This window comes from Agrobacterium tumefaciens (genome assembly GCF_013337285.1).
In the GTDB taxonomy this organism is placed as follows: Bacteria; Pseudomonadota; Alphaproteobacteria; order Rhizobiales; family Rhizobiaceae; genus Agrobacterium; species Agrobacterium burrii.
In genome coordinates this window covers 1-25265 of sequence record NZ_SUPW01000005.1, presented here as the reverse complement: position 1 = coordinate 25265, position 25265 = coordinate 1, and the positions used below count along the sequence as shown (strand labels likewise).

Here is a 25265-nt window from a genome sequence, read left to right as displayed (position 1 = left end):
TAATCAGCCCCAGAGGGTTTCCACGACCTTTGCAGGCCATTTCTTCACATCCAGACCATGATGGGCAAACAGCGCCAGCGCGATGCGCTCAAGGCCGAAACCGACGCAGGCGGTATGGGCGACATCGCCGTTGGCGAGGTTGAGGCCCCATTTCTGGCCGAAGGCATCCTGATGATAGTTGAAGCTCATGCAGGCTGTCGGGTTGGTCGTCGATGTGACCGGGATCAGCAGTTCGAATTTCAGGTTCTGATCACGCTGGTTGTTGGCGAGCATTTTGCCGGCACGGCCGAAGAAAGGATCGTTGGCGACATCGATGGTGACGTCGAGCCCGACCGCCTTCATCATCTCCACGCCGCGATCCATCCAGGTCTGGCGGAATTCGGTGACGTCGGACTCGGTGCCCATGCAAACATATTCACGCATGCGGAAAAGCTGCTGGCGCGCCGGATCCTTGGAGGGCTCATGGCGGAAACAATAGGACTGGATGTCATAGAGACCGCCGCCGGCAGGTAGCGCGCCGCGCTTGGCGATCGTCGGATAAAGCGGATAGCAGGCCGCCGGCGTCAGCACGATGTCGGTGGCTTTCTGGTCCTTGGTCCAGTCTTCGCCCTCATCCATGGATTTCAGAAGGCTGACATGGTCAAGCTCGCAGCCGCAGAACGAATGGACCGTGCCGGCGAGCTGCGGGAAGCTCTTCATGTAGCCGCTTTTTTCAAAATAGGCGCGGTTGATGCCGGGCGGAAAACGGATCGCTTCGGCGCCATCGGCGGCGCCCGTGCGGTCGATCAGCCGCTCGAATGCGGCAATCACGTCCTCGAACTGGCCACTGCGGCCATAAAGACCGTCCACACCGGTTTCAATCAGCAGACCTTCTTCGAACAGTCGATCGAGGAACGATGTTTGCATGTCCATGGTCTTATCCCAAGAGGCTGGTGTCCTGCCTGTGAACCAGCAGGAGGTTGGCGGAATTGCCGAGAATACGGTCGTTGGAAATCATCAAACGGGCGGAATGCGCGTCGCGCAGATGCCGGCCGAGGCTGTAGGGCGTGCCGTTCTTGTAACCCATGATGCCGCAGACCAGCATGGCGTGGTCGATGATTTCGAGAATGGTTTCCGAAGAGCAGATCTTCACATTGTTCATGGCGACAGCAAAAGCCATCGACATCAGCTTTTCGGCATCGCTCTTGGTGTCCTCGTAAGCCTTGATGCCGGCAATGATGTTGGATTTCACCACCTGCAGCTTGGTGGAAACCTCGGCAAGCCGGATCGCGCCGGGAGGAGCGGTGCCGGGCGACTTGCGTGCCGCGGCCCTGACAAAGGATTGCGCGCGCAGCACCGCATCCGACGCGATGCCGTACCAGACGGCGCTCCACAGAAGATGGGAGCTTGCGAGCATGGATTGCGCGGCGATTTCCGCAAAAGGTTTCGGGAAAATCTGCGCTGCGGGAGCTTCGCCACGAAACAGGAAACCGTCCGAACAGGTGCCGCGCATGCCGAGCGTATCCCAGATATGGGTCTTTTCGAGCGTATACTGGCTTTTCAGGAAAACGGTCATCACCTGATCGGCCGGCGCGGCATCCTTGTGGGCGCGCGAGGTGATGAGGATCGCATCGGCATTGCTGCCATAGGAAATGACGGTGGCGTCCTTTTCCAGCCGGCAAAATTCGCCCTCGACCTCGATCGCACAGATGGAATTGCGCAGATTGCCGCCAATGCCGCCCTCGGTGGTTGCGGAGCCGAGCAGAAGCTGTTCACCGGCGATGCGGCTCATGAAGCCCGCATGCCATGCGCTTGTCTCGCCATGTTCCACCAGGCTGGACAGCTTGATGTGGTGCATGGCGAAAATCATCGCCGTTGCCGAACAGGCCTGGCCAAGCCGGGCGCAGATATCGGCGATTTGCTGCAGGGATGCGCCTTCGCCGCCCAGCGAGGAGGGGACCTGGATGCCCAGCAGGCGTTCCTGCCGCAGTGCATCGACGGCTTCCTGCGGGAAGCTGCCGGTGACATCCACCTCGTCTGCATGTTTGGCGGCAATGGTCGCGACACGGCCCGCGCGCGCGGACAGCGTTTCATCCTGCGGCGCTACGGTCACGTTCATCAGGCAGCCTCTTTACCATCCAGAATGAGCTTAACGGTGTCTTCAATGGCCTTGATGCTGGCGAAGGACTTGCGGTTCAGCAGATTGTCGGGAAACTCGATATCGAATGCTTCTTCGATGCCCAGCATCAATTGCACCGATGCAAAGGAAGAGAGGCCTGCCGCATAAAGATCTGCTTCATCTGCAATCGTATCGACGGGGGTGGGAAGCTGGCCGAATTTTGCCAGTATTTCACGAATAGTCGCATTCATTCCGACGGATCTCCAATGAAATTAACATTAGGAAGGTTTGTGCTTATCGTTATGTCGCAAACGATAATATTCACCTAAACCGTTAGGTTAATTACAACTAACGGCAGCATGCGCCATTCCCGCACCTTTGCCAAGCGTTGATCGGCGGCCTTGACAAAAGGCGGCTGGTGTTTTTTGCTGTGAGCCATTCACCAGGGGTGTCCCGTCAAGGGGCTGAGATTCTGCTTTCATGCGCAGTGACCCGTTGAACCTGATCCAGTTCATACTGGCGTAGGGACGGTGCAAAGACCTGATGTCGGCTGGCGTGTGCATTGCGCTGTCGGCGCTGCGGTATTTTCCATCATTCCGGCTCGAACTGGGTCTCCACTGTCAAACTTTGGAGCCTCAAGATGAATATCGCTGCCAAGAATATCCCGCTGTCGGTTACCACCGGACCGCATGCCGCCTCCACGAAAATTCATAAACCGGGAATCCTGCATCCGCATATTCGCGTGCCGATGCGCGAGATCGCGGTGCACCCGACGGCGGGCGAACCGCCGGTAACGGTTTATGATTCCTCTGGTCCCTACACCGATCCCACACATCCCGTTCTGATTGAAAAGGGTCTGCCGCGACTGCGTCACGACTGGGTCGTGGCACGCGGTGATGTCGGGGCTTACGAGGGCCGGCACGTTAAACCGGAGGATAACGGCTTTGCCACCGGCGAGCGCCTGACCCCCGAATTTTCCGTGCGCCACCAGCCACTCAGGGCGACTGCCGGCAAAGCGGTGACACAGCTTGCCTATGCGCGGGCCGGCATCATCACACCGGAAATGGAATTCATCGCCATCCGCGAAAATCTCGGGCGCGAGGCGGCCAAGGAGAAGCTGGTGCGCGACGGCGAGAGTTTCGGCGCGCATATCCCTGACTACGTGACGGCCGAATTCGTTCGGCAGGAAGTGGCGTCGGGCCGGGCCATCATTCCCGCCAATATCAATCATTCGGAACTTGAGCCGATGATCATCGGCCGTAATTTTCTGGTGAAGATCAACGCCAATATAGGCAATTCCGCCGTTACGTCCTCCATGGCGGAAGAGGTGGAGAAGATGGTCTGGGCGATCCGCTGGGGTGCGGATACCGTCATGGACCTCTCGACCGGGCGCAACATTCACAATATCCGCGAATGGATCATCCGCAATTCACCGGTGCCGATCGGCACGGTGCCGCTTTATCAGGCGCTGGAGAAGGTCAATGGCATTGCCGAAGACCTCAACTGGGAGGTGTTTCGCGATACGCTGATCGAACAGGCGGAGCAGGGGGTGGATTATTTCACCATCCATGCCGGGGTGCGGTTGCATTACATTCCGCTCACCGTCAACCGCGTTACCGGCATCGTCTCGCGCGGCGGCTCGATCATGGCCAAGTGGTGTCTGCATCATCACAAGGAAAGTTTCCTCTATGAGCATTTCGATGAGATTTGCGATATCTGCCGGGCTTACGACGTCTCCTTCTCGCTCGGTGACGGGTTGCGTCCCGGCTCGATTGCCGATGCCAACGACGCGGCGCAGTTTGCGGAACTGGAAACGCTGGGCGAGCTGACGCAGATTGCCTGGGCCAAGGACTGCCAGGTGATGATCGAAGGCCCCGGCCATGTGCCGATGCACAAGATCAAGGAGAATATGGACAAGCAGCTGAAGACCTGCGGCGAGGCGCCTTTCTATACACTAGGACCGCTCACCACCGATATCGCGCCCGGTTACGACCACATCACGTCAGGCATCGGGGCGGCGATGATCGGCTGGTTCGGCACGGCGATGCTTTGCTACGTCACGCCGAAGGAACATCTCGGCCTTCCTGATCGTAACGACGTGAAGGTCGGCGTCATCACCTACAAGATTGCCGCCCATGCTGCCGATCTTGCCAAGGGCCATCCGGCGGCACAGGTGCGGGATGATGCGCTGTCGCGCGCAAGGTTCGAGTTCCGCTGGGAAGATCAGTTCAACCTATCGCTGGACCCGGATACGGCTCGGTCCTTCCATGATGAGACCCTGCCGAAGGAGGCGCACAAGGTTGCGCATTTCTGCTCCATGTGCGGACCGAAATTCTGCTCGATGCGGATTTCCCATGATATTCGCGCCGAGGCGCAAAAGGAGGGGCTGGAGGCGATGGCCGCCCGCTTCAAGGAGGGTGGCGAGCTTTATATGCCGCTTCCGACGCCTGCGAATGCCGAATAAAATGTGTGTCCTTGTCAAGGGAACGGGGGTCGCCGGATTGACGGCGGCCTTCGAACTGGCGCGGAGCGGCGTTGCTGTCGAGGTGTCGGAGCGCAATGCTCAGCCTTCTCGTGGGGCGTCGTTCTATGCAGGCGGTATGCTGGCGCCGTGGTGCGAGCGTGAAAGCGCGGAAGAGGCCGTTCTGACGCTCGGTAAGGCGGCGCTTGACTGGTGGGACGAAGCGACACCCGGTCTTGTGGTCCGCAACGGCACGCTGGTCGTGGCGCCTGCCCGCGACAAGGCGGAGCTATCGCGTTTCGCATCGCGGACCAGCGGCTATCACTTGGTGGATGAGGGTGAAATCGCCGCTCTGGAGCCTGATCTTGCCGGCCGGTTCCGGTCCGGACTCTACTTCCCGGGCGAGGGACATCTCGATCCGCGTTTTGCGCTGAAGTCACTCTATGAGCGGCTTTACGGTATGGGCGTGCGGTTTCATATGGGCGTTTCGGTGGATGAACAGCGGTTCGACCGGGTGGTGAATTGCATCGGGTCCGCGGCGGTGGGAGAAATTTCCAACCTTCGCGGCGTTCGGGGAGAGATGCTTTATCTCGCCACGTCGGAGATTTCCCTATCCCGTCCCGTCCGGCTGCTGCATCCGCGCATTCCGCTTTACATCGTGCCGCGCGAGCCTGGCCGGTTCATGGTGGGCGCGACGATGATCGAGACGGAGGATACCGGGGCAATTTCCGCCCGTTCGATGATGGAATTCCTCAATGCCGCCTATGCCTTGCATCCGGCCTTTGCGGAGGCGGAAATCATCGAGACCGGCACGGGCGTGCGCCCCGCCTATCCCGACAATCTGCCTGACGTCACCGAGGACGGGCGGACCATCTTCATCAACGGTGCGCACCGGCACGGCTTTCTGCTCTCGCCAGCGATGGCGCGGCAGGTGGCTGAGATCGTATGCCACACTCTCTCGAAAGGAACAGGATCATGAAACTTCTGGTGAATGGCGACGAACTTGATCTCGCCAGTGAAACGCTGGCCGGCTTGCTCGCCAGCCTCGATTATGAAGGCGAGTGGCTGGCGACGGCGGTCAATGGCGATCTGGTGCATTCGCAAGAACGTGCCGATTACCTGCTGAAGGCCTTCGACCGTGTCGAAATCCTCTCGCCGATGCAGGGAGGTTGAGGCCATGCTGACGCTTTGTGACCGTGAGGTCTCGTCCCGCCTTCTCCTCGGCACGGCGCGTTATCCTTCCCCCGCCGTGCTTGCCGATGCGGTGCGGGCCAGCAACACGGATATTCTGACGATTTCGCTGCGCCGGGAAACGGCGGGCGGCAAAAAGGGCGGGCAGTTTTTCGAGCTGATCCGCGAGCTGGATCGTCATATCCTGCCCAATACCGCCGGTTGCCACACCGTCAAGGAAGCGGTGCTGACGGCGAAGATGGCCCGCGAGGTGTTCCGCACCAACTGGATCAAGCTGGAGGTTATCGGCCATCACGATACCTTGCAGCCTGATGTTTTTGCACTGGTGGAGGCGGCGAAAATCCTTTGCGAAGACGGTTTCGAGGTCTTTCCCTATACGACCGACGATCTCGTCGTGGCTGAAAAACTGCTGGATGCCGGCTGCAGGGTGCTGATGCCTTGGTGCGCGCCGATTGGCAGCGCCATGGGACCGCTCAATCTGACGGCGCTGAAATCGATGCGGGCGCGGTTTCCCGATGTGCCGCTGATTGTCGATGCCGGTATCGGCCGACCGTCGCATGCGGTGACGGTGATGGAACTTGGCTATGATGCCGTTCTGCTTAATACGGCGGTTGCCGGGGCGGGTGATCCGGTCGGAATGGCGCAGGCTTTTGCTCGTGCAATCGAGGCTGGCCGTCAAGCCTTTCTGTCTGGGCCGCTGGAGCCGAGGGACATGGCCATTCCATCGACACCTGTTATCGGGACGGCGGTATTCTCCTGATCGCGGTTTTCCGCCAAGGTCGGGCACGTCACCTTTTGCGTTGACAGTGCCCTGCGGCGGCGGGATACCGGGAGGAAAGGGGAACGGCATGGCGGCACGCAACAATCTTCTCACGGATATCGACGGCGTTTCGGTCGGCAATGTCACCGATCTCTCCCTCGGCTCCGGCGTCACGGCGATTGTTTTCGAAAAGCCCGTCATCGCCTCCGGTTCGGTTCTCGGCGGTGCGCCGGGCGGGCGTGACACCGGCCTGCTCGACCCCGCGATGACGGTTGAAACGGTGGATGCCCTGGTTTTATCAGGCGGTTCAGCCTTCGGGCTGGATGCGGCGGGCGGCGTTCAGGCCGGATTGCGCGAAATTGGTCGTGGGTTGCAGGTTGGCTCCGCCCGCGTTCCCATCGTACCGCAGGCAATCCTCATGGATTTGCTGAATGGTGGTGACAAGGACTGGGGGCTGCATTCGCCCTATCGCGAGATGGGGTATGCGGCTTTCAAGGCGGCAGGCCGCGAGGCTTTCGAACTCGGAACGGTGGGCGCAGGAACGGGTGCGACGACCGCCACCTTCAAGGGTGGTCTGGGTTCAGCCAGTGCCATCAGTTCCGGCGGTTACAAAGTGGCTGCCATCGTTGCCGTCAATGCGCTCGGCTCGGCAACTGTCGGCACCAGCCGCCATTTCTGGTCCGCGCCTTTCGAAGTGCAGGGTGAATTCGGCGATTGTGGTTTTCCCGGACGCTTCACGGCGGATGATACCGCGCTTCGGCTGAAGGGCGTCAATCTTACCGCTACGACCATCGGCGCTGTCGTGACCGATGCCGTCCTAACAAAAGCGCAGGCGCATCGCCTTTCCATCATGGCGCATGATGGGCTGGCCCGCGCCGTACTGCCCGCTCATCTGCCGAGCGACGGCGACACCGTGTTCGCGGCCGCGATCGGGGAGAAGCCGCTGGAGGGCGGGGTTCATTTCGCCGAACTTTGTCATTTGGCCACCATCGTGATGGCGCGAGCTGTGGCGCGCGGCGTCTACGAGGCGACGGCCCTGCCGCAGCAGGGTGCGCAGAAAGCCTATTGCGATCTTCATGCCGGGGGTCTTTGAACGATGAGCGAGACACGTCCGCCGCTGAAACCTGTTCTCCGCATTGATTTTCCGCCGGGAGAACGTCTGGGCCATGGCAAGATCGAGTTGATGGAGCTGATTGTGGAGACCGGCTCGATCTCTGCCGCCGGCCGGGCAATGGACATGTCCTATCGCCGAGCATGGCTGCTGGTCGATGCGCTGAACCATATGTTCAGGCAGCCGGTGATCGAATCCCAGCGCGGCGGCAAGCAGGGCGGCGGGGCAGCGCTGACCGCCTTCGGTGCTGAATTGCTGGAACGTTATCGCGGCATGCAAAAGCAGATGAACGAAGTCTTGCGTCAGGATATCGACTGGCTAGAGGCCAATCGTAATCCGCAGGCCGCCGTCAATACGGATCGAGAGCCGCGGATTTTATGATCGCATGCACCGGTTTGCCGGGCGCCAGTTGCAGGCGTTCGCGCGAGAGGTCGGTGATGCGTGACTGGATGATGTCCCCACCGCAATCCACCTGAACCGTCACCATGCCGCCCTCGCTGACCGAGATATCTGCAATATGGCCTTCGAGAATGTTGAGTGCGCTAAGGCCTTCGGGTTTCACCAAAGCCAGCATGACATCGCGAGCCGGTATCAGCACCCGTGCAGGGCTGCCGGGTGTTCCTTTTTTTGCCGGAACCTGAAGCAGCGCTGTGTTGAGTCTGACGGCGGCAAGCCCGTGCCGTGCATCGAAGCTTTCGATGTGCCCTGACAGGATGCTGCCCGCTTCCCGCCGCTCCAGATGGCTGCTGAAATCGGGTCTCCCCAGAACTTCGGCCGCGGTTCCCTCGGCTTCCACCTTACCGTCTTTCATCACCACAATGCGGTCGGCAAGGCGGGCGACTTCCTGGATGGAATGGCTGACATAGACGATCGGAATTTTCGTCTCGTCGCGCAGCCGCTCGAGATAGGGAATGATCTCGGCTTTGCGCTGCTCGTCCAGCGAGGCGAGCGGTTCGTCCATCAGCAGCAGTCTGGGGCAAGAGAGCAAGGCGCGGCCGATGGCAACGCGCTGTTTTTCGCCGCCCGAGAGTTTGTTCGGACGGCGCTGCAAAAGATGGCCGATGCCCAGCATGTCGACGATATGGTCTTCTTGTACGACCTTCGTTTTGTCTGAGGTGAACCATCTGCCATAATTCAGGTTCTGCGCCACGCTGAGATGCGGGAAGAGCCGCGCCTCCTGAAAGACATAACCGAAACGTCGTTTATGCGCCGGCAGGAACAGCCGCTTTCCGCTATCGGCCAGTACTTCGCCATCGAGCGAGACCTTTCCTTCATCCGGCCGCAGCAGGCCGGCAATGATGCGGATCATCGAGGTCTTGCCGGAGCCGGAGCGCCCGAACAGTGCGGTCACGCCGCCTTCGGAGGTGAATGACGCGTCGAGTTCGAAGGAGCCGAGGCGATGGCGAGTGGAGACCGAGAGCGTCATTCCATGCTCACCCGTTTGCCGATGATGCGGGCCAGAAACTCCGAGACGAGCAAGGCGAGCATGGAAATCACGACGGAAACGATGGTCAGCCGCAATGCACCGGCATCGCCGCCGGGCACCTGTGTGAAGGTGTAGATGGCGGCAGACAGTGTCTGGGTCTCGCCGGGAATATTGGACACGAAGGTGATGGTCGCGCCGAATTCGCCCATCGCCTTGGCGAAAGCGAGAATCATGCCGGCGATGATGCCGGGCAGGATCAAAGGCAGAGTGACGGTGAGGAACACCCAGAGCGGGCTTGCCCCCAATGTTCCCGCTGCCTCTTCCAGCTTGCGGTCCACCGCTTCGATGGAGAGGCGGATGGAGCGCACCATCAGTGGGAAGGCCATGACGGCGCAGGCGAGTGCGGCGCCCGTCCAGCGGAAAGAAAAGACGATGCCGAACCAGCTATCGAGAAATTGCCCGATGGCGCCCCTGCGGCCGAAGAGAACGAGCAGCAGGAAGCCGGTGACGACGGGCGGCAGAATGAGCGGCAGATGGACAATGCCGTTGAGCAGCGATTTGCCCCAGAAGCGGCCGCGGGCAAGCGCCACGGCTACTGCAATGCCGAAGGGCAGGCTGGCGAACATGGCGATGGAGGACACCCACAGGCTGAGCCTGATCGCCGTCCATTCTTCAGGGCTGAGTGTCCACCAATGCAATGCCATATCCTGCAATCGTCAAGTTTCATGGCCCACCGGGAGGTGGGCCTGAGACAAGCTTATTTCAAAACGGTAAAGCCTTGCTTTTCGAAGAAGGGCGTTGCCTTGGCCGACTTCAGGAAGTCCAGATAGGCCTTTGCAGCCGGAGACTTTGCTTCCGAAAGAACGGCGACCGGGTAGATGATCGGCGGGTGGCTGTCTTCCGGGAAGGTGCCGACAATCTTTACGCCCGGATCGGCGGCTGCGTCGGTCTGATAAACGATGCCATAGGGTGCTTCGCCGCGTGAGACGAGCAGCAGAGCGGCACGCACGCTTTCCGCGCCGGCGACTTTCTTTTCAACCGAAGACCAGGCGCCGAGCTTTTCCAGCGCCGCCTTGCCGTATTTACCGGCGGGAACGGAATCGACCGCGCCCATGGCCAGACGGCCATCGCCCACGAGAGCAGCAAGATCGAAGCCCTGCTTGATATCGACGGGCTTTGCCTTGTCTGCGGGAGCGACGAGAACGATGCGATTGCCAAGAAGATTGGAGCGGCTGTCGGCGTTGATCAGCTTCTTTTCGGCGACATAATCCATCCATGCAAGGTCAGCGGAAATGAAGATATCCGCCGGCGCGCCCTGCTCGATCTGTTTGGCGAGCGCGGAGCTTGCGGCATAAGAAACGGTCGCTTCGTTGCCGCCTTCCTTTGCCCATTCGGCATTGATGGCGTCGAGCGCGTTTTTCATGCTCGCGGCAGCAAAGACCGTGACTTTTTCGGCGGCATGGGCCGGAACACCCACAAAGGAAGCTGCCACCCAGAAGGAGGTGGCGGCGGCAATGGTTTTGAAGAAGTTGCGACGCAAAAGTCTCATGGTCTGTTACCCCCGTTTCGAGATATTTTGATGAATATATCGATAGGCCTATAGGGCAATCATTATATTTTCAAGAATATATCGATGGGTCGGGGGAAAGGCCGCAGCTTTGGCTGGTGCGGTCGGTGAAAAAGTTCGAAAACCTTTCATTCGTCATGTTCGGCCTGTGCCAAACATTGCAGGCATAGCTGATCAGAAACGCTCGCCGGCGAAATGGGCGATCTGCGCGCCAGCTTCGTAGTATGCTTCCTTCACCGCACGGAAAGCCTGTGCCTTGGGTTCCGTGATCGGCAAGGGCAGGTTGCTTTCGGCTATGTCACCCAGAATATGCTGTGCAATTACCTTGCCGAAGGCGGTACCCGGGGCGATACCGCGGCCGTTATATCCTGAAAAGCCTACGACATTGTCCGCGAATTTATGAAAGCGCGGCACGGCATTGTCGGTCATGCCGATCTGGCCATACCATTCACATTCGAATTCCGTTTCACCCAACTGCGGAAAAAGCCGTTTCAGCGACCGTTTCGCCCAGGCCCGATGAATGGCGGCGCCTGTGCCCCGCAAGGCGCCGACGCTGCCGAAGACCAGCCGGCCGGCCTTGTCCATGCGGAACGACGAGAGGATTTCCTTCGTGTCCCAGCAGCCTTCGCGGTTCGGCAGGATGCTTTTTTGCAGGTTGTCGCTGAGCGGTCTGGTGGCGAAGTTGAAATAGGGCAGGTAGGTCTGCTCATCGCGGACGATCTGCCAAGGGCCGGTGCTATAGGCTTCGGTGGCCACGATGATCCAGTTGGCGGTTACCGATCCCTGCGGCGTCTTCACCACCCATTGTCCACCGCTGCGTTCGGTTGCCACCACGGGGCTTGCGGTGTGCAGCCGCGCACCTGCCTTTTGCGCGGCGGCCGCTAGACCACGAACATAGGCAAGCGGCTGAATCGTGCCGGCGCGGGTGTCCAGAAGAGAGCCGGAATAGCCAGTGCTGCCGGTGCGCCTTGCAGTTTCATCGGCATCGAGAACACGGACAGGCGCGCCTCTCGCCGCCCATTGTTCGCAGCGCTCGCGAATTTCCGCGAGGCCTTTCTCGCCAACGGCACAATGCAGGGTGCCGTTTTTTTCGATCTCGCAGGAAATCTCGTGTTTTTCCACCAGTGCGCGGACGAGCAATGGTGCATCGCCCAGAAGGCCGAGAAGGCGTTCGCCGTAAACCTCGCCCAATACACCCGGCAATTCCCTGGGCATGACCCACATGCCGCCATTGATGAGGCCGACATTACGGCCTGCGCCGCCAAAGCCGATTTCCTTAGCCTCGAGAAGGACGACGTCTACGCCTCTTTCAGCAAGATGCAGGGCGGCGGATTGCCCGGTGAAGCCGCCACCGATGATCACGACATCGGCAACCGCCGAGCCCTGCAAGGCGGGCGTTGCGGGCGGCTGCGGCGCGGTCTTTTCCCAGAGGCCGTGCGAGCGGGGGTCGTTATACATCGTTCCACCATATTCCGGGCCAGTTCATTTGTTTTTCGTATGAGTGACAAGCCCTTGTTTATGAGACTTTACAAGTGACCATACCTGTTGAATATCGACATATCGTCAAGAGTTCATTCCGTGAGGGAATATGGTTCTGCCGCCGCGCCGTTTTCTGCCGTCGCTTTCGCTGCTGGCGGCCTTCGAAGCCGCTTCGCGGACGGGCAGCGTCACCGCTGCGGCGAGGGAACTCGGCCTGACGCAGGGCGCCGTCAGCCGTCAGATTCTGGCGCTGGAAGAACAGCTTGGTGTGGCGCTGTTTCTCCGCGAGCGGCAGACGATCCGGCTGACAAGGGCGGGGGAGGGTTATGCGCGGGAAATTCGCGAAGCCCTGCGGCGCATATCGACCGCTTCGCTTAATCTACGCGCCAATCCGGATGGGGGCACGCTCAATCTCGGTGTCCTGCCCAGCTTCGGCACGCGCTGGCTCGTGCCGCGCCTTCCCGATTTCATCACCCGGCATCCGGGTGTTTCGGTCAATCTTTTAACGCGCTCGTCATTGTTCGATTTTCGGACCGATACCGTCGACGCGGCGATCCATTTCGGTCTGCCACACTGGCCGGGCACCGAGCTGGTTTTCCTGATGCATGAAAAGGTCATTCCGGTATGCAGCCCCGCCTTCAGTGAGCGCCATGGACTTTCAAGGCCGGACGATCTGTTACAGGTGCCGCTGCTGCATATGACGACCCGGCCGGATGCCTGGGAACAATGGTTTCGCAGCCATGATGTGCGTTTCGACAATGTGCATGGCATGCTTTTCGATCAGTTCACAACCATTGCTGAAGCCGCAGGTGCGGGGCTCGGCGTATCGCTCATTCCGTCCTTCATGATCGAGGAGGAGTTGCGAAGCGGGCGTCTGGTTGCGGCTGTCGCGGGGGAGGTGGAAAGCGAAGAGGCCTATTATCTTGCCTGTATGCCTGATCGCGCCGGTTATGCGCCGCTTGAGAGCTTCCGGCACTGGATCGTTGCTGAGGCGGCGCGTGGGGCAGGGGCGTTTTCGGCGTAAACCGGCGGGCGGTCTTGCAAGTCTGGTGCGGCTCAGCCAATAGTGCGCCATGACGTGTGGTGCCAGACGCCACACACCGAAAGTTCCAATACGGGAGATGTCCGTGAAGCCCATTTTTGTTCAGCTTCAGTGTGAGCCCGGCAAGACTTATGATGTCGCCGACGCCATCTATAAAACCGAACTGGTTTCCGAGCTTTATTCAACCAGCGGCGAATATGATCTGCTGCTGAAAATCTATCTTCCGCAGGAAGAGGATATCGGCAAGTTCATCAACCAGAACATCGTCAATATTCCGGGGATCGTCCGCTCGCTGACGACGCTGACTTTTACCGCGTTCTGACGCGGATAAGCCTTCATAGGCACATCGCTGTAAAGGTGATGGTGCTCCCTGGGCGGTACGCCGCTTCATTAGATCAAGATGTGTGTCTTTGGGGGGAGGGCCTTGTCGGGGCTTTTCAGATCAGCGGATCGGCGTGTTTTGATACACCCTGAATGGGCTGCGTCACGCCGGCAGACGAATTGTCATGCAAAATAAAAGCGCGCCATCGGCCCGCAATTTGGGGCCCGATATTTGGCGCGCTTTGGTTTTGACGGTTCTGTGAGCGGGCGATAGTTTTCCCGCATCAGGCCGCGGCCAGATTCCGGTTGCGCACGAGATCACGGATTGCGATCCGCACGTCATCGGCACTGTCGAACTTCTGTTCGTCCAGATCGTGAACGTGGAACTTTACCGCGATAAACTTCAACCGGTCATTGTCCGGTATGACGATGCCGACGGGTTCGCCAGCGAATTCAATAACTTGCTTTTGCATAGATATACTCCCGCTGTGGCTACTTCACAGCATGTTGTCGAACTGAATTTCAGGAAATTGAGACCGTTAAGTCACATTCGACAGCAGCGGGAACACGTGGATTTAAATCCAGCGTTCCAGGACACAAGACCAAGGATTGCGTTAATGTTGATATATTTTGACATGACACACTCCCTGTATTGGTGTTGGCCCGGAATCAGGAGACTCGTTCTCCAGTTACACACTGATATTCCAGACCTGCACTAAAATCAATGCTGATTGTTATAGGTAGAATATTTTTCTTTATGATGACAGGAGAGGGGCGGAATTGTGAAATTTTTGTTTTCGTTGGTGGCCGCCCACAAAAGCCCGGCACAGCGGGCTTTTTATTTTATTTTAATTGCTGCCGGGTGTCTGCGGCGGGTAAATATGATCGTTGCCGTTGAAATCGGCTACAGAATAACAGCCCTCACGGGTTTTTTCGGCCGCATTTCTGCCAATTGCCGCCTTGCCGTGGCCGCCGGGTATGTCGAGAACATAGGTCGGCTGGCAGAGACCGGAGAGATTCCCCCGCAAGGCGGAAACGATTCGCTGGCCCTCTTCGATCGTCAGCCGGAAATGGCTGGTGCCGGGGGCAAGATCGGGATGGTGCAGGTAATAGGGCTTGATGCGGGTCTCAACAAAGGCGCGCATAAGCTCGGCCAGAGTTGCCGGGTCGTCATTGACGCCCTTCAGAAGCACCGTCTGGCTGACCATGGCTATGCCGGCATCAATCAGCCGCGCGCAGGCGCTTCTGGCTTGATCGCCAAGTTCGCGTGCGTGATTGGCGTGCAGAGCCACATAGGTGGTCTTGCCGCTGGCCTTGAGGGCTTCGATAAGCGGCCCGTCGATGCGCTCAGGATCGACGACCGGCACGCGGGTATGGAACCGGACGATCTTCACATGCGGTATGTCTTTTAACCGCTTCATCAGGTCGGACAGGCGTCGCGCCGAGAGCACCAGCGGATCGCCACCGGTGAGGATGACTTCCCAGATGGCCGAGTTGGCATTTATGTAGTCGAATGCGGCGTCCAGCTCCTCCGGGCTCATCATACCGTTGCCCTGCGGGCCGACCATTTCGCGACGGAAGCAGAAACGGCAATAGACGGGGCAGACATGCACCGCTTTTAAAAGAACCCGGTCGGGATAACGATGAACGATACCATGCACAGGGCTATGGGCGTCGTCGCCGATCGGATCGTCGCGTTCTTCGGGAAGGTGGATAAGTTCGGCCGTATCAGGCACAAATTGCCGGGCAATGGGATCCTGCGGATCGCGGCTGTCGATGAGATCGGCAATCGGTGGTGTGATCGCCAGCGCGTAACGCTGCGTTACCGCGCGCAGGCCCTCCAGTGCGCTGGCCTCGACCAGCCCCGCTTCGACAAGTGCTTCGGGTGTCTTGATGGTTTCGAGCCTTGTCATCGTCCATATTCCGCAACGGGTGCCCACATGACGAGATTGATACGGGGAGCGCCGGTCGCCAGCATTACCAGCCGGTCAAAACCGAGCGCGATGCCGCTGGCCGGCGGCATGATGGCCAGTGCAGCGAGAAAATCCTCATCCAGCGGATAGGTCTCGCCATAGACCCGTCGCTTCTCGGCCATCTCCATTTCGAAGCGCCGTCTCTGTTCAGTGGCGTCGGTCAATTCACCGAAGGCATTGGCAAGTTCCACGCCGCAGGCATAAAGCTCGAAACGTTCTGCGACGCGCACATCCCTCGCAGACTTGCGGGCGAGGGCTGCTTCGCTCGTCGGATATTCATCGAGAATGGTGGCGCGGCCGAAGCCCAGTTCCGGCTCCACCCGCTCGACGATGACGCGGCTGAACATATCCGCCCAGGTATCGTCGTCGGCGACGCGGATGCCGGCATTGGTGAGGCTGGCGGCGAGGTGCCGCTCGTCTGTCTCACCGTTTCGGCTGATGGTGGCCAGAAGGTCTATCCCCGCATAACGCTCGAATGCCTCCGCGACGCTCAACCGTTCAGGTTCGAGAAAGGGATCGACGCTGCGGCCACGATAGGTGAAGTTTTTTGTGCCGGTGGTTTCAGCGGCCAGCGCCAGAAGATCGGCGCTGTCCTTCATCAGGCTCTCATAGGTTTCACCGACCCGATACCATTCCAGCATGGTGAATTCCGGATGGTGCAAGGGGCCTCTTTCCCGGTTCCTGTAAACATGGGCGAAACAGGAAATGCGTTTTTCACCGGCGGCAAGCAGCTTCTTGCAGGCAAATTCCGGCGAGGTGTGGAGATAGAGCGGTACGGCATCGCCGCCCGGCGTCAGGCCCTCCGTAGCAAAGGCGTGCAGATGGGCCTCGTTACCGGGGGAAATCTGCAGGGTGGCGGTATCGACCTCGAGAAAATCAGCGCGGGCAAAGTGGCTGCGAAATGCCGACTGGATCGCATTGCGGCCAATGAGAAAAGCGCGGCGGTCGGCATGGACGTCGGGCGTCCACCAGGGCGACATTGTCTCGTTGTTTGCGCGCATCTTCTCTTCTTTTCCGTCTTCTCTGCGGCGCCTGTTGCGGTTAAACGCCCCGCAAAACGCCTGATCGCGTCATTTAAAGCAATTCCGGGCGGAAAACCGCTAGGCACTCTTCCGCGAATTGCTGTAGAAGGCTGGCAATTCGTGCGGATTTAAGGTAGTTGCGCCCCAGAAAAAAGACAAAATGTCTGACGGGGCCGGTGCTGCCGCGCAGTCCTTTACGACGCATTTCATCGAGTTACAAGGAAGTCATATGGTCAAGGTTATCGCCTCATCCGTCCGCAAGGGCAATGTTCTCGACGTGGACGGCAAGCTTTACGTTGTTCTCACCGCGCAGAACTTTCATCCCGGCAAGGGCACGCCGGTCACGCAGGTGGACATGCGCCGCATCGTTGATGGTGTAAAGGTCTCCGAGCGCTGGCGCACCACCGAACAGGTCGAGCGGGCTTTCGTCGAAGACCTGAACTTCCAGTTCCTCTATGAAGACGGCGAAGGTTTCCACTTCATGAACCCGGCCAACTACGATCAGGTGGTTGTCGACGTTGACACCATGGGCGACCAGAAGGCCTATCTGCAGGAAGGCATGACCTGCGTTCTGTCCATCCACGAAGGCAATCCGCTGTCTGTTGAACTGCCGCGCCACGTGACGCTGGAAATCGTGGAAACGGAACCGGTCGTGAAGGGCCAGACGGCTTCTTCTTCCTACAAGCCGGCAATCCTCTCCAACGGCATCCGCACCATGGTTCCGCCGCATGTCGACGCCGGTATTCGCGTTGTCATCGCGACGGAAGACAATTCCTACGTCGAGCGTGCCAAGAGCTGAGCCTGATCGCGGGTTAAACAAAAAGCACCGGTTACCCGGTGCTTTTTTTGTGTCTGGAATAACAAAAAGCCCGCGTCGAAACGCGGGCTTTTTTGGTTTGCCGTGTCTTACATAGCCTTCGCCGCGGTCCGGGTGGGGCCGGGCACCTTCTTCGGGGCAGGCTGGCCAACGGCATAGCCGCCGCCGAGCGCCACGTTCAGTGACACATAGTCCTGTGCGGTCGTTTGGATCGCCGTGGCAAGGTTTGCCTGCGCATCCGAGACCGAGCGCTGAGCATCCAGAACGTCGAGCAGAGACGATGCACCATCACGGTAGCTGGCGGTGGAGAGCTGCAGCGCTTCCTGGTAGGAGGCGACGGTCTTTCTCAGCGCGTCTACGGTACGCTGGTCGCGATTGACGGCGGCCAGAGCGTTCTCGACTTCTTCCACTGCGTTAAGAACGGTCGATTTCCAGACGAGATATTGCTCGCGCGCCTGCGAGTTGGTCAGGTCGACATTGGCGCGGAGTTTGCCGCCATCAAGGATCGGCAGAACGAGGCTTGGGCCAAACGACCAGCTATTGGCCGTTCCCCTGCCACCGCCGCTCAGGAAATTGTAGCTCGGGGTGATCGCGCCACCGAGTTCGATGCTCGGATAAAGCTGAGCTTCAGCGACGCCGATCGAGGCGACCGCAGCGGCCAGATTGCGTTCAGCGACGCGAATGTCCGGACGGTTGCGGATCAGGTCGGCCGGAATACCGGTGCGGGGAACTGCACGCGCAACAGGCTGGCGAGCGCCCTTTTGCAGTTCAGCAATGAGCGACGAGGCCGGCATGCCGAGCAGGGTCGCGATGCGATGTGCGGCCTTGCGGAAGCTGGTTTCGAGGCCTGGTATCTGCGACAGCGTGGAATTGACCAGACCTTCGGACTGGACGACATCGAGGCGCGACGCTGCACCGGCTTCAAGCTGCAACTTGGTCAGGTCAAGCGTTTCGCGGCGGGAACCCAGGTTCTGGCGGGCAATCGCCAGACGCTCCTGATAATAACGCACGTCGATATAGGCTGCGGCGACGGATGAAATCAGCGTCAGGCGCTGAACGTCGACGGTAGAGTAAGCGGCATCAAGCGATGCATTGGCGCTTTCCGTTGCCCGGCGATAGCGACCGAAAAGGTCGAGGAACCAGGAAACGCTGAGGCTGCCCGAAGACACGTTGGTGACGGGAACGTCACGGTAGCTTCCCTTGGTCTCACTGGTCGTGTGGCTGCCGTTGGCCGTCAGGCCCGGCAGACCGTCAGCACCGGCCGCGATCACCTGGGCTTCCGCCTGATTGATGCGCTCTATCGCCTGCATCACGGTCAGGTTCTGCGCCAGGCCAGTTGAAACATAACCGTTCAGGCGGCTGTCGTTAAAGGCCGTCCACCATGCAACGGTGCTTATATCGCCATTACCGGTTTTCCCAGCTTCCGCGAACTTTCCCGGCAATTGGATTTCCGGGGTCTTGTGGTCGGGTCCGACGACGCAGCCTGAAAGCAGCAGCATTGTCAGGGGAAGAGTTGCGCGAATAGACAGCATATAATTTTCCCAATTCTATAGGTTGGCTTACCGAGCGCGGCTTGCTGACAAATGGGCTGCGCGGTCGATATGCCGTAGAAACGTGCATTAGCCAAATCGGCAACATTTCTAGCAGCGTATTAACGGTTGGCACAGCCCATTTTTGTTTTGTTAACGCCTTGAAAGGCGACGAATGATGACGAAAAAGGACGGAACGAAGAAAATTCCGAGCAGTGTTGCAGAAAGCATACCACCCAGCACCCCGATACCGATTGCATTTTGCGCGGCAGAACCCGCTCCAGTTGCAATCGCGAGAGGCACGACTCCGAGGATAAAGGCAAGCGACGTCATGATGATCGGACGCAGGCGCAGCTTCGCAGCTTCCAGCGCAGCTTCCACCAGACTTAATCCATGCTCCTGCCTCTCCTTGGCGAATTCGACGATCAGGATCGCGTTTTTCGCCGCAAGGCCGATGGTCGTCAGCAGGCCCACCTTGAAGTAGACGTCGTTTGTCTGACCGAAGAAGTGGGCCGCAGTCAAAGCGCCAAGGACACCCACCGGGACGGCCAGAATGACCGAGAAGGGGATCGACCAGCTTTCATAAAGCGCGGCGAGGCAAAGGAACACGATGAGCACCGACAGCGCATAAAGCATGGGCGCCTGTGAACCGGACAGACGTTCCTGGTAGGAAATGCCCTGCCACGCCACGGTGTAACCGCCCGGCAGGCTTGCCGTCAGGCGCTCCATCTCGTCCATGGCCTCACCGGAGGCGACGCCTGTCCCGGCTGTACCTTCAAGCGAGATTGCGCCTGTTCCGTTGTAACGGGCGAGAGACGGCGGGGCGTTGATCCACTTCACCTCGCTGAAGGAGGAGAAGGGCACCATTTCGCCGTTGGTGTTGCGGGCATACCAGAACTTGAGGTCGTCCGGCTGCATGCGGTAGGGCGCGTCGCTCTGGACATAGACGGGCTTGAGTTCGCCGTTAAGCGTGAAGTCATTGACATCCCTGCCGGCAAAGATCGTCGTCAGCATGAGATTCACGGAGGCAAGATCGACGCCCATGGCCCCCATCTTTTCCTGATCGAGAATGATCTTCATCTGCGTTTCATTGTCCTGGCTGTCGCTTCGAAGCGAGCTGATCTTCGGATTGCCCGTGGCAAGCGCGATCAGCTCCTTGGATGAGGCAGTCAATGCGTCGGTGCCGTTGCGGCCGCTATCCACCAGATACATCGAGAAACCGCTCGATGTACCCATGCCCTGAATTGCCGGCGGCAAAAGCGGGAAGACCTGCGCATCGCGGAAACCGAAGAAGGTGCCCATAGCGCGCTGCACGATGGCGGCGGCGTGCTGGTCGGGTGCCGTTCTTTCGGCAAAATCCTTGAGCTTGGTGAAGACGATGGCGTTGTTCTGGCCTGAACCGCTGAAGCTGAAGCCAAGCACACCGAAAACAGATTCGACATTGTTGGCTTCTTTTTCGCGGAAGTAGTTTTCAACCTGCTTCACAACCTCGTTGGTGCGTTCGATGTTCGAACCGGTCGGTGTCTGGATGATCGTCAGAAGCACGCCCTGGTCTTCCTGCGGCAGGAAGGAGCTTGGTAGCTTGCTGAAGAACCAGGCGCAGCCGCCTATGACGATCGCAAAGAGAATCATGACACGCAGGGGGCGTTTCAGCAGGTAGCCAATGGAAGAGACATAGCCGTCCGTCGTCTTGCCGAAGCCACGGTTGAACCACGCACCCGGTCCACGCTTCTTTTTATTGTGGTCGATGGGCTTCAGCATGGTTGCGCAAAGCGCCGGTGTCAGAACGATGGCGACCACAGCCGAAAGCAGCATGGCCGAAACGATGGTGATCGAGAACTGACGATAGATGATGCCCGTCGATCCGCCGAAGAAAGCCATCGGAATGAACACGGCGGTCAGGACGAGCGCAATGCCGATGATTGCACCGGTGATCTCACCCATCGATTTTTCGGTCGCCTCGACCGGCGACAGGCCTTCTTCCGACATGATGCGCTCGACGTTTTCGACAACGACGATGGCGTCATCGACGAGAAGTCCGATGGCGAGAACCATGGCGAACATGGTGAGGGTGTTGATGGAATATCCTGTCAGCGCAAGCACACCGAAGGTGCCGAGAAGCACGACGGGCACCGCGATCATGGGAATGAAGGTGGCTCTGAGGTTTTGCAAGAACACCAGAAGCACGACGAAAACGAGGATGATCGCCTCGATCAGCGTATGCACCACCTTCTCGATCGACAGCTTCACGAAGGGTGTCGTGTCGTAGGGATACTCGATCGAGACGCCCTCGGGCAGCGAACCCTCGACGGCGGAAAGCGCCGATTTTACGCGCGCCGCCGTGTCGAGCGCGTTCGCACCGGTGGCAAGGTTGACTGCGAAACCGGCAGAAGGCCGGCCGTTGGAGCGAGAATCTCCACCATAGGTTTCCTGGCCGATTTCGATGCGGGCCACGTCGCTGAGGCGGACGGTCGAGCCATCTTTTTCGACTTTCAGGATCACCGATTCGAAATCGGCGACCGTGGTCAGCTGGCTCTGCGCCGTCACTGTCACGTTGAGCTGCTGGCCTTTGACGGCAGGAACCGCACCGAGCGAACCGACCGAAACCTGGGTGTTCTGGCTTTGGATGGCGCCGGTGACGTCAGCGGTGGTCAGCTGATATTTGTTGAGCTTGAACGGATCCAGCCAGATGCGCATCGCATATTCGGAGCCGAAGACGTTGATGCTGCCCACACCTTCCAGACGCTTGATCTGGTCTTCGACGCGTGAGGAGAACACGTCGCCGAGATCGGCGGAATTGCGCTTGCCGTCGGTGGAGATCAGCGCCCCCACCATCAGAATGCTCGAGGTGGAGCGGCTGACCTGGATACCCTGCTGCTGCACGGTATCGGGCAATTGTGACTGGACGAGCTGCAGCTTGTTCTGCACCTGAACCTGCGCGATGTCAGGCATGATGCTGTTGCCGAAGGTCAGGGTCACTTCGGCGCTGCCGGTGGAGGAAGACGACGTCATATAGGTGAGGTCATCGAGGCCGGTCATGCCGTCCTCAATGATCGTCGTCACCGATTTTTCGACTGTTTCGGCGCTGGCGCCGTTATAGGTCGCGCTGACGCGCACCGTCGTCGGTGCAATATCGGGATATTGCGAGATGGAGAGCGTCGCGATTGCCAACGCGCCGCCCAGCATGATGACGATGGCGATAACCCATGCAAAAACGGGGCGCCGGATGAAGAAATGGGCCATGGCAGTCCTGCCTTACCTTTTACGAGCTTCGACCAAGGGTTTCGTGCTCATGCTTATTTCGAGGGGGCGGCGGCAGGCGGAGCTTGCTGCGGCAGAACAACGATACCGCGATCGTCGATGGTTACTTCCACCGGCGCCACTGTCGCGCCGTCGGCAATCCACTGGAAGCCGTCCACGATGAGCTTGTCGCCATCCTTGACGTTTTCCATCACCAGCCAGGCGTTGTTGGATTGCTGGCTGGACGGGAAGGTGCGGGTTTCCACCTTGTTTTCCGCCGAGACGAACTTTGCGGTCAGTTCGCCATTGGCGTTCCGGCTTGCCGCGCGCTGCGGAATGCGGAAGCCCTTCTCCTTGCCGATGGTCAGCGTGGCGCGAACATAGGTGCCGGGAAGCAGAAGATCGTCCGGATTTTCGAAGAGGGCGCGGATGGAGAACGTGCCGGTTGTTTCGCTCACCGCCATGTCCGACATGTCGATCTTGCCGTCATGCTTGTATTCGGTGCCGTCTTCCAGCGTCAGATGAATGCCGGTTTCCTTGGTGTCGCCGCCGAGCTGGCCCGACGAAATCGCATTTTTCAGACGCAGAAGATTGATGCTGGATTCCATCAGATCGATATAGATCGGATCGATGCGACGCAGCGTCGTCAAAGCCGTCGTCTGGTTTGCCGTCACCACGTTGCCGATGCTGAAAGCGGTGGCGCTGGTGATGCCGTCGAAAGGTGCGCGGACCTTGGTGAGGTCGAGATTGATTTCAGCCGTTTCCAGCGCCGCCTTGGTCTGGGCCACGTCGGCCTGTGCCTGCAGCAGCGTCACCTTGGCGTTTTCATATTCGATCTGGGTTGCGCCGCTGTTGACCAGCCGTTCGTAACGGGCAAGGTTCGCCTCGGCGCTTGGAACGCTGGCTTCGGCCTTCGCCACGCTTGCCTTGGCCTGCGCCACTTCCGCCAGATAGGTGTTGTCTTCGATCTGGTAGAGAACGTCGCCCTGCTTGACCTCGCTGCCTTCCTTGAAGGGAATTTCGCGGATGATGCCGGTAACGCGCGGACGGATCTCGGCGGTCTGGAATGCGCTGGCGCGACCGGGAAGCACTGTTGTCAGAGGATATTCGCTGCTCTTCATCAGGATGATGCTGACCGGAGACGGCGGACGCTCGGCACCCTGACCGGCGGTCTGGCTGCTCTCGCCGCCATCGCTGCATCCCGCCAGGAGCGCTGTTACACACAAAGAAGCAAATAGGGGTAAAATACGTCGGCTCATTGTTCTTCCCTGCGTATCAGTCGCATTCAACTACAAGCGCAATGTCGCTCGGCGGATGCGCGCCCGGAAAGAATAGGTATGACAGGGAAAGGCCTTATGGGGCCTTCGTCATTACATTCATTCCGGACCGCCACGCGCATAGAAGCGCAGGCTCAGGCGCTTCGCAAGCAATTGCGAGAAGGTGACGTAAATAGGGAATCGTCACTTAGCAAGTGGATTGCGCAATCCGGCATCGATTAAATCGACGAGTTGATCACAACGTGTTGCCAAATTGCCGATATCTTCCCGGGCAACGAGGACGGGATGGATAACGCTTGTCAGCGCGTGGAGCACGGTTTCCGCCAGAGGTGGAATGTCCGCCGGCGCATAGACCTTCGCGTTGATGCCGTCGCTGATAATGTCGGCTAACAGATTTGCGATGACGGATTTATAATAGTCGCCGCACTTCATGTCCTGCTTGGCCGTCATCAGGATCATTTCGAATATATAGGGATTGTCGTTGAGGTCCTGATGGTGCTGTTCCATCAGGGTACGGGCGAGGTGGCGCAGTCTGGCAAGTGGTGGGTGACCATCGTCGAGCGGGCGGATCTCTCTTTCGAAGATCCCGATCTGTTCGAAGGCTATGGCGTCGACGAGTGCGTTCTTCGAACTGAAATTCTTGAAGACATTGGCGGGTGACATGCTGAGTGCTGCGGCGATATCGGCTATCGCCACTGCATTGAAGCCACGCTCGCGAAAAAGCTCTTCGGCTTTGGCGAGAATGTCCCGCCGTGTTTCTTCGGCGGAACGGCGAGGCCGGCGTTTGACAGGACGGTCGTTCTTCCTGTCACCCTTTCGCGCCTGTTCGATCGTTTTGCTCAAGGTCAGACTCCGGGGAAAAACCGCTCCAGATTTCGGCGTATTCTTGCAAGCGGCGTCTCACCGCTATCGTCGGGAACGAAACTCTGTCCGGTGATGCGTTCATAAGCATCAATATAGACCTTCGAGGTCTGCAAGACGAGGTCCTGCGGGATCTCGGGCACCTCGTCCTTATAGGGATCGCAACGTTCGGCAACCCAGGCTCTGACGAAATCCTTGTCGAAGCTCGCCGGCCGTGTGCCATTGCGGAAGCTTTCCTCATAGCTGTCAGCCATCCAGTAGCGGCTGCTATCCGGCGTGTGGATTTCGTCGGCCAGAATGATCGTGCCGTTTTCATCGGTCCCGAATTCATATTTCGTGTCGACGAGGATGAGGCCCTGCTTTGCGGCAATCTCCTGCCCGCGCTTGAACAGCGCCAGCGCATAATGAGAGAGCGTGTCCCATTGCTCCTGTGTCAGAAGTTTCTTCTCGACGATCTCTGCGGGTGTCAGCGGCTCGTCATGGCCGCCATCGAAGGCCTTGCTTGTCGGCGTGATCACCGGCTCGGGTAAAATCTGATTGTCCTTCATCCCGTCCGGCAGGCTCATGCCGTACATCTGCCGCTCACCCTTCTTGTAAAGGGTCAGGATCGATGTGCCGGTGGTGCCGGCCAGATAACCGCGAACCACCACTTCTACCGGCAGTATGTCCAGCCTCTTGCCGATGACGACATTCGGATCGGGATAACTTACCACGTGGTTAGGACAAATATCCTTCGTCAGCTCGAACCAGTAGCGCGCCGTCTGGGTCAATACCTGCCCCTTATAAGGAATGCATGTAAGAATTCGGTCAAAGGCGCTCAGGCGATCGGTGGATATGATGATGCGGTTGCCATCAGGCAGATCGTAGTTCTCCCGCACCTTGCCACGGTAATAATTCGGCAGCTCGGGAATGACGGCTTCATCGAGAATGCGCACGGGCTCTCCAATTCTTGGGCTTATATGGGGCGTTGAACGCCCCGGTCTTTCTGAAACTCTTGCCCGTTCCTATTGCATGTTTCCCGGAACAGGGCCAGTCGCCACAGAAAGGAGGCTTTTTCAGGAGCCTCATGTGCATTTCTGTTAAAGTCCTC

General features: G+C 58.9%; 23 protein-coding genes, 1 pseudogene and 1 riboswitch. Of the genes and pseudogenes, 9 read left to right on the top strand and 15 right to left on the bottom strand.

Going from position 1 to position 25265, the window contains the following annotated elements; genetic code table 11:
* Positions 1-3: 3 nt before the first annotated feature.
* Genes FCH38_RS14835 through FCH38_RS14825 form a run of 3 tightly spaced genes read right to left on the bottom strand, consistent with a single transcriptional unit; the run spans position 4 to position 2349 of the window.
* On the bottom strand, positions 4-912 hold the full coding sequence (locus FCH38_RS14835; RefSeq protein ID WP_149900582.1) for an amino acid--[acyl-carrier-protein] ligase: 909 nt from the start codon (positions 910-912) through the stop codon (positions 4-6).
* 4 nt (positions 913-916) lie between these two features.
* On the bottom strand, positions 917-2098 hold the full coding sequence (locus FCH38_RS14830; protein WP_149900583.1) for an acyl-CoA dehydrogenase family protein: 1182 nt from the start codon (positions 2096-2098) through the stop codon (positions 917-919).
* Positions 2098-2349 (bottom strand): acyl carrier protein, encoded by a 252-nt coding sequence (locus tag FCH38_RS14825; RefSeq protein WP_003504852.1) that lies wholly within the window; start codon positions 2347-2349, stop codon positions 2098-2100. Before FCH38_RS14825 ends, FCH38_RS14830 begins: the two co-directional genes overlap by 1 nt.
* A 183-nt stretch (positions 2350-2532) precedes the next feature.
* A riboswitch (TPP riboswitch) is annotated at positions 2533-2644 on the top strand.
* 94 nt (positions 2645-2738) lie between these two features.
* Here FCH38_RS14825 and thiC point away from each other — a divergent pair.
* The 6 genes and pseudogenes from thiC (at position 2739) to FCH38_RS14795 (ending at position 8002) form a co-directional block, all read left to right on the top strand.
* Positions 2739-4562, top strand: coding sequence for a phosphomethylpyrimidine synthase ThiC (gene thiC, locus FCH38_RS14820; RefSeq protein ID WP_174374215.1), 1824 nt, complete (start codon positions 2739-2741; stop codon positions 4560-4562).
* 1 nt (position 4563) lies between these two features.
* A pseudogene (gene thiO / locus FCH38_RS14815) lies at positions 4564-5566 on the top strand (glycine oxidase ThiO).
* Complete coding sequence (thiS, locus tag FCH38_RS14810) at positions 5535-5732, top strand: sulfur carrier protein ThiS (protein ID WP_174374213.1); 198 nt, start codon at positions 5535-5537, stop codon at positions 5730-5732. The pseudogene thiO and the gene thiS overlap by 32 nt, the downstream one beginning before the upstream one ends.
* A gap of 4 nt (positions 5733-5736) precedes the next feature.
* Positions 5737-6510 carry a thiazole synthase gene (locus FCH38_RS14805; RefSeq protein ID WP_174374212.1) on the top strand — a complete coding sequence of 258 codons (774 nt, stop codon included), beginning with the start codon at positions 5737-5739 and terminating at the stop codon, positions 6508-6510.
* Between the two features lie 88 nt (positions 6511-6598).
* Positions 6599-7603 carry a P1 family peptidase gene (locus FCH38_RS14800; RefSeq protein ID WP_174374211.1) on the top strand — a complete coding sequence of 335 codons (1005 nt, stop codon included), beginning with the start codon at positions 6599-6601 and terminating at the stop codon, positions 7601-7603.
* Between the two features lie 3 nt (positions 7604-7606).
* On the top strand, positions 7607-8002 hold the full coding sequence (locus tag FCH38_RS14795) for a winged helix-turn-helix domain-containing protein (RefSeq protein WP_149900589.1): 396 nt from the start codon (positions 7607-7609) through the stop codon (positions 8000-8002).
* Here the strand turns inward: FCH38_RS14795 and modC are convergent.
* The 4 genes from modC to FCH38_RS14775 form a co-directional block, all read right to left on the bottom strand.
* Positions 7971-9047 carry a molybdenum ABC transporter ATP-binding protein gene (gene modC, locus FCH38_RS14790; protein WP_174374210.1) on the bottom strand — a complete coding sequence of 359 codons (1077 nt, stop codon included), beginning with the start codon at positions 9045-9047 and terminating at the stop codon, positions 7971-7973. The two genes, FCH38_RS14795 and modC, sit on opposite strands and share 32 nt — an antisense overlap.
* Positions 9044-9751 (bottom strand): molybdate ABC transporter permease subunit, encoded by a 708-nt coding sequence (modB, locus tag FCH38_RS14785; RefSeq protein WP_174374209.1) that lies wholly within the window; start codon positions 9749-9751, stop codon positions 9044-9046. Before modB ends, modC begins: the two co-directional genes overlap by 4 nt.
* A 53-nt stretch (positions 9752-9804) precedes the next feature.
* Positions 9805-10596: a molybdate ABC transporter substrate-binding protein gene (gene modA, locus FCH38_RS14780; protein ID WP_174374208.1), complete on the bottom strand. Its 792-nt coding sequence runs from the start codon at positions 10594-10596 to the stop codon at positions 9805-9807.
* Positions 10597-10788: 192 nt separating this feature from the next.
* Positions 10789-12072, bottom strand: a complete 1284-nt coding sequence (locus tag FCH38_RS14775; RefSeq protein WP_174374207.1) for an NAD(P)/FAD-dependent oxidoreductase — start codon at positions 12070-12072, stop codon at positions 10789-10791.
* Positions 12073-12202: 130 nt separating this feature from the next.
* Between FCH38_RS14775 and FCH38_RS14770 the strand changes: the two genes are divergently transcribed.
* Both FCH38_RS14770 and FCH38_RS14765 read left to right on the top strand, forming a co-directional pair.
* On the top strand, positions 12203-13117 hold the full coding sequence (locus tag FCH38_RS14770; RefSeq protein ID WP_174374206.1) for a LysR family transcriptional regulator: 915 nt from the start codon (positions 12203-12205) through the stop codon (positions 13115-13117).
* A gap of 103 nt (positions 13118-13220) precedes the next feature.
* Entirely contained in the window at positions 13221-13457 is a 237-nt protein-coding gene (locus FCH38_RS14765; RefSeq protein ID WP_003521320.1) for an Lrp/AsnC ligand binding domain-containing protein, read from the top strand.
* Between the two features lie 283 nt (positions 13458-13740).
* On the opposite strand, the gene FCH38_RS14760 is transcribed toward FCH38_RS14765, so the two are convergent.
* The 3 genes from FCH38_RS14760 to epmA all read right to left on the bottom strand — a co-directional run bounded on the left by FCH38_RS14760 (position 13741) and on the right by epmA (position 16430).
* Positions 13741-13929, bottom strand: coding sequence for a hypothetical protein (locus FCH38_RS14760; RefSeq protein ID WP_045019798.1), 189 nt, complete (start codon positions 13927-13929; stop codon positions 13741-13743).
* A 375-nt stretch (positions 13930-14304) separates the two neighbouring features.
* Positions 14305-15369: a lysine-2,3-aminomutase-like protein gene (locus FCH38_RS14755; RefSeq protein WP_174374205.1), complete on the bottom strand. Its 1065-nt coding sequence runs from the start codon at positions 15367-15369 to the stop codon at positions 14305-14307.
* Positions 15366-16430: an EF-P lysine aminoacylase EpmA gene (gene epmA / locus FCH38_RS14750; protein ID WP_174374204.1), complete on the bottom strand. Its 1065-nt coding sequence runs from the start codon at positions 16428-16430 to the stop codon at positions 15366-15368. The genes FCH38_RS14755 and epmA overlap by 4 nt, the downstream gene beginning before the upstream one ends.
* A gap of 250 nt (positions 16431-16680) precedes the next feature.
* Between epmA and efp the strand changes: the two genes are divergently transcribed.
* Positions 16681-17250, top strand: a complete 570-nt coding sequence (gene efp, locus FCH38_RS14745; RefSeq protein WP_149900622.1) for an elongation factor P — start codon at positions 16681-16683, stop codon at positions 17248-17250.
* Between the two features lie 107 nt (positions 17251-17357).
* Here efp and FCH38_RS14740 read toward each other — a convergent pair whose 3' ends face one another.
* From FCH38_RS14740 to FCH38_RS14720, 5 genes are all read right to left on the bottom strand, one after another.
* Complete coding sequence (locus tag FCH38_RS14740; protein ID WP_149900597.1) at positions 17358-18800, bottom strand: efflux transporter outer membrane subunit; 1443 nt, start codon at positions 18798-18800, stop codon at positions 17358-17360.
* Positions 18801-18950: 150 nt separating this feature from the next.
* A complete protein-coding gene (locus tag FCH38_RS14735; protein WP_149900598.1) occupies positions 18951-22040 on the bottom strand; it encodes an efflux RND transporter permease subunit in 3090 nt (1029 codons plus the stop codon).
* Positions 22041-22093: 53 nt separating this feature from the next.
* Positions 22094-23296, bottom strand: coding sequence for an efflux RND transporter periplasmic adaptor subunit (locus FCH38_RS14730; protein ID WP_149900599.1), 1203 nt, complete (start codon positions 23294-23296; stop codon positions 22094-22096).
* 201 nt (positions 23297-23497) lie between these two features.
* Positions 23498-24157, bottom strand: coding sequence for a TetR family transcriptional regulator (locus tag FCH38_RS14725; protein ID WP_153515584.1), 660 nt, complete (start codon positions 24155-24157; stop codon positions 23498-23500).
* A 2-nt stretch (positions 24158-24159) separates the two neighbouring features.
* Entirely contained in the window at positions 24160-25110 is a 951-nt protein-coding gene (locus FCH38_RS14720; protein ID WP_149900601.1) for a phosphoribosylaminoimidazolesuccinocarboxamide synthase, read from the bottom strand.
* Positions 25111-25265: the final 155 nt, after the last annotated feature.

What these genes read in the sequence shown, in the direction of transcription:
- FCH38_RS14835 (WP_149900582.1), bottom strand. Translation starts at nt 912, where the DNA reads ATGGACATGCAAACATCGTTCCTCGATCGACTGTTCGAAGAAGGTCTG.
- FCH38_RS14830 (WP_149900583.1), bottom strand. Translation starts at nt 2,098, where the DNA reads ATGAACGTGACCGTAGCGCCGCAGGATGAAACGCTGTCCGCGCGCGCG.
- FCH38_RS14825 (WP_003504852.1), bottom strand. Translation starts at nt 2,349, where the DNA reads ATGAATGCGACTATTCGTGAAATACTGGCAAAATTCGGCCAGCTTCCC.
- thiC (WP_174374215.1), top strand. Translation starts at nt 2,739, where the DNA reads ATGAATATCGCTGCCAAGAATATCCCGCTGTCGGTTACCACCGGACCG.
- thiS (WP_174374213.1), top strand. Translation starts at nt 5,535, where the DNA reads ATGAAACTTCTGGTGAATGGCGACGAACTTGATCTCGCCAGTGAAACG.
- FCH38_RS14805 (WP_174374212.1), top strand. Translation starts at nt 5,737, where the DNA reads ATGCTGACGCTTTGTGACCGTGAGGTCTCGTCCCGCCTTCTCCTCGGC.
- FCH38_RS14800 (WP_174374211.1), top strand. Translation starts at nt 6,599, where the DNA reads ATGGCGGCACGCAACAATCTTCTCACGGATATCGACGGCGTTTCGGTC.
- FCH38_RS14795 (WP_149900589.1), top strand. Translation starts at nt 7,607, where the DNA reads ATGAGCGAGACACGTCCGCCGCTGAAACCTGTTCTCCGCATTGATTTT.
- modC (WP_174374210.1), bottom strand. Translation starts at nt 9,047, where the DNA reads ATGACGCTCTCGGTCTCCACTCGCCATCGCCTCGGCTCCTTCGAACTC.
- modB (WP_174374209.1), bottom strand. Translation starts at nt 9,751, where the DNA reads ATGGCATTGCATTGGTGGACACTCAGCCCTGAAGAATGGACGGCGATC.
- modA (WP_174374208.1), bottom strand. Translation starts at nt 10,596, where the DNA reads ATGAGACTTTTGCGTCGCAACTTCTTCAAAACCATTGCCGCCGCCACC.
- FCH38_RS14775 (WP_174374207.1), bottom strand. Translation starts at nt 12,072, where the DNA reads ATGTATAACGACCCCCGCTCGCACGGCCTCTGGGAAAAGACCGCGCCG.
- FCH38_RS14770 (WP_174374206.1), top strand. Translation starts at nt 12,203, where the DNA reads ATGGTTCTGCCGCCGCGCCGTTTTCTGCCGTCGCTTTCGCTGCTGGCG.
- FCH38_RS14760 (WP_045019798.1), bottom strand. Translation starts at nt 13,929, where the DNA reads ATGCAAAAGCAAGTTATTGAATTCGCTGGCGAACCCGTCGGCATCGTC.
- FCH38_RS14755 (WP_174374205.1), bottom strand. Translation starts at nt 15,369, where the DNA reads ATGACAAGGCTCGAAACCATCAAGACACCCGAAGCACTTGTCGAAGCG.
- epmA (WP_174374204.1), bottom strand. Translation starts at nt 16,430, where the DNA reads ATGCGCGCAAACAACGAGACAATGTCGCCCTGGTGGACGCCCGACGTC.
- efp (WP_149900622.1), top strand. Translation starts at nt 16,681, where the DNA reads ATGGTCAAGGTTATCGCCTCATCCGTCCGCAAGGGCAATGTTCTCGAC.
- FCH38_RS14740 (WP_149900597.1), bottom strand. Translation starts at nt 18,800, where the DNA reads ATGCTGTCTATTCGCGCAACTCTTCCCCTGACAATGCTGCTGCTTTCA.
- FCH38_RS14735 (WP_149900598.1), bottom strand. Translation starts at nt 22,040, where the DNA reads ATGGCCCATTTCTTCATCCGGCGCCCCGTTTTTGCATGGGTTATCGCC.
- FCH38_RS14730 (WP_149900599.1), bottom strand. Translation starts at nt 23,296, where the DNA reads ATGAGCCGACGTATTTTACCCCTATTTGCTTCTTTGTGTGTAACAGCG.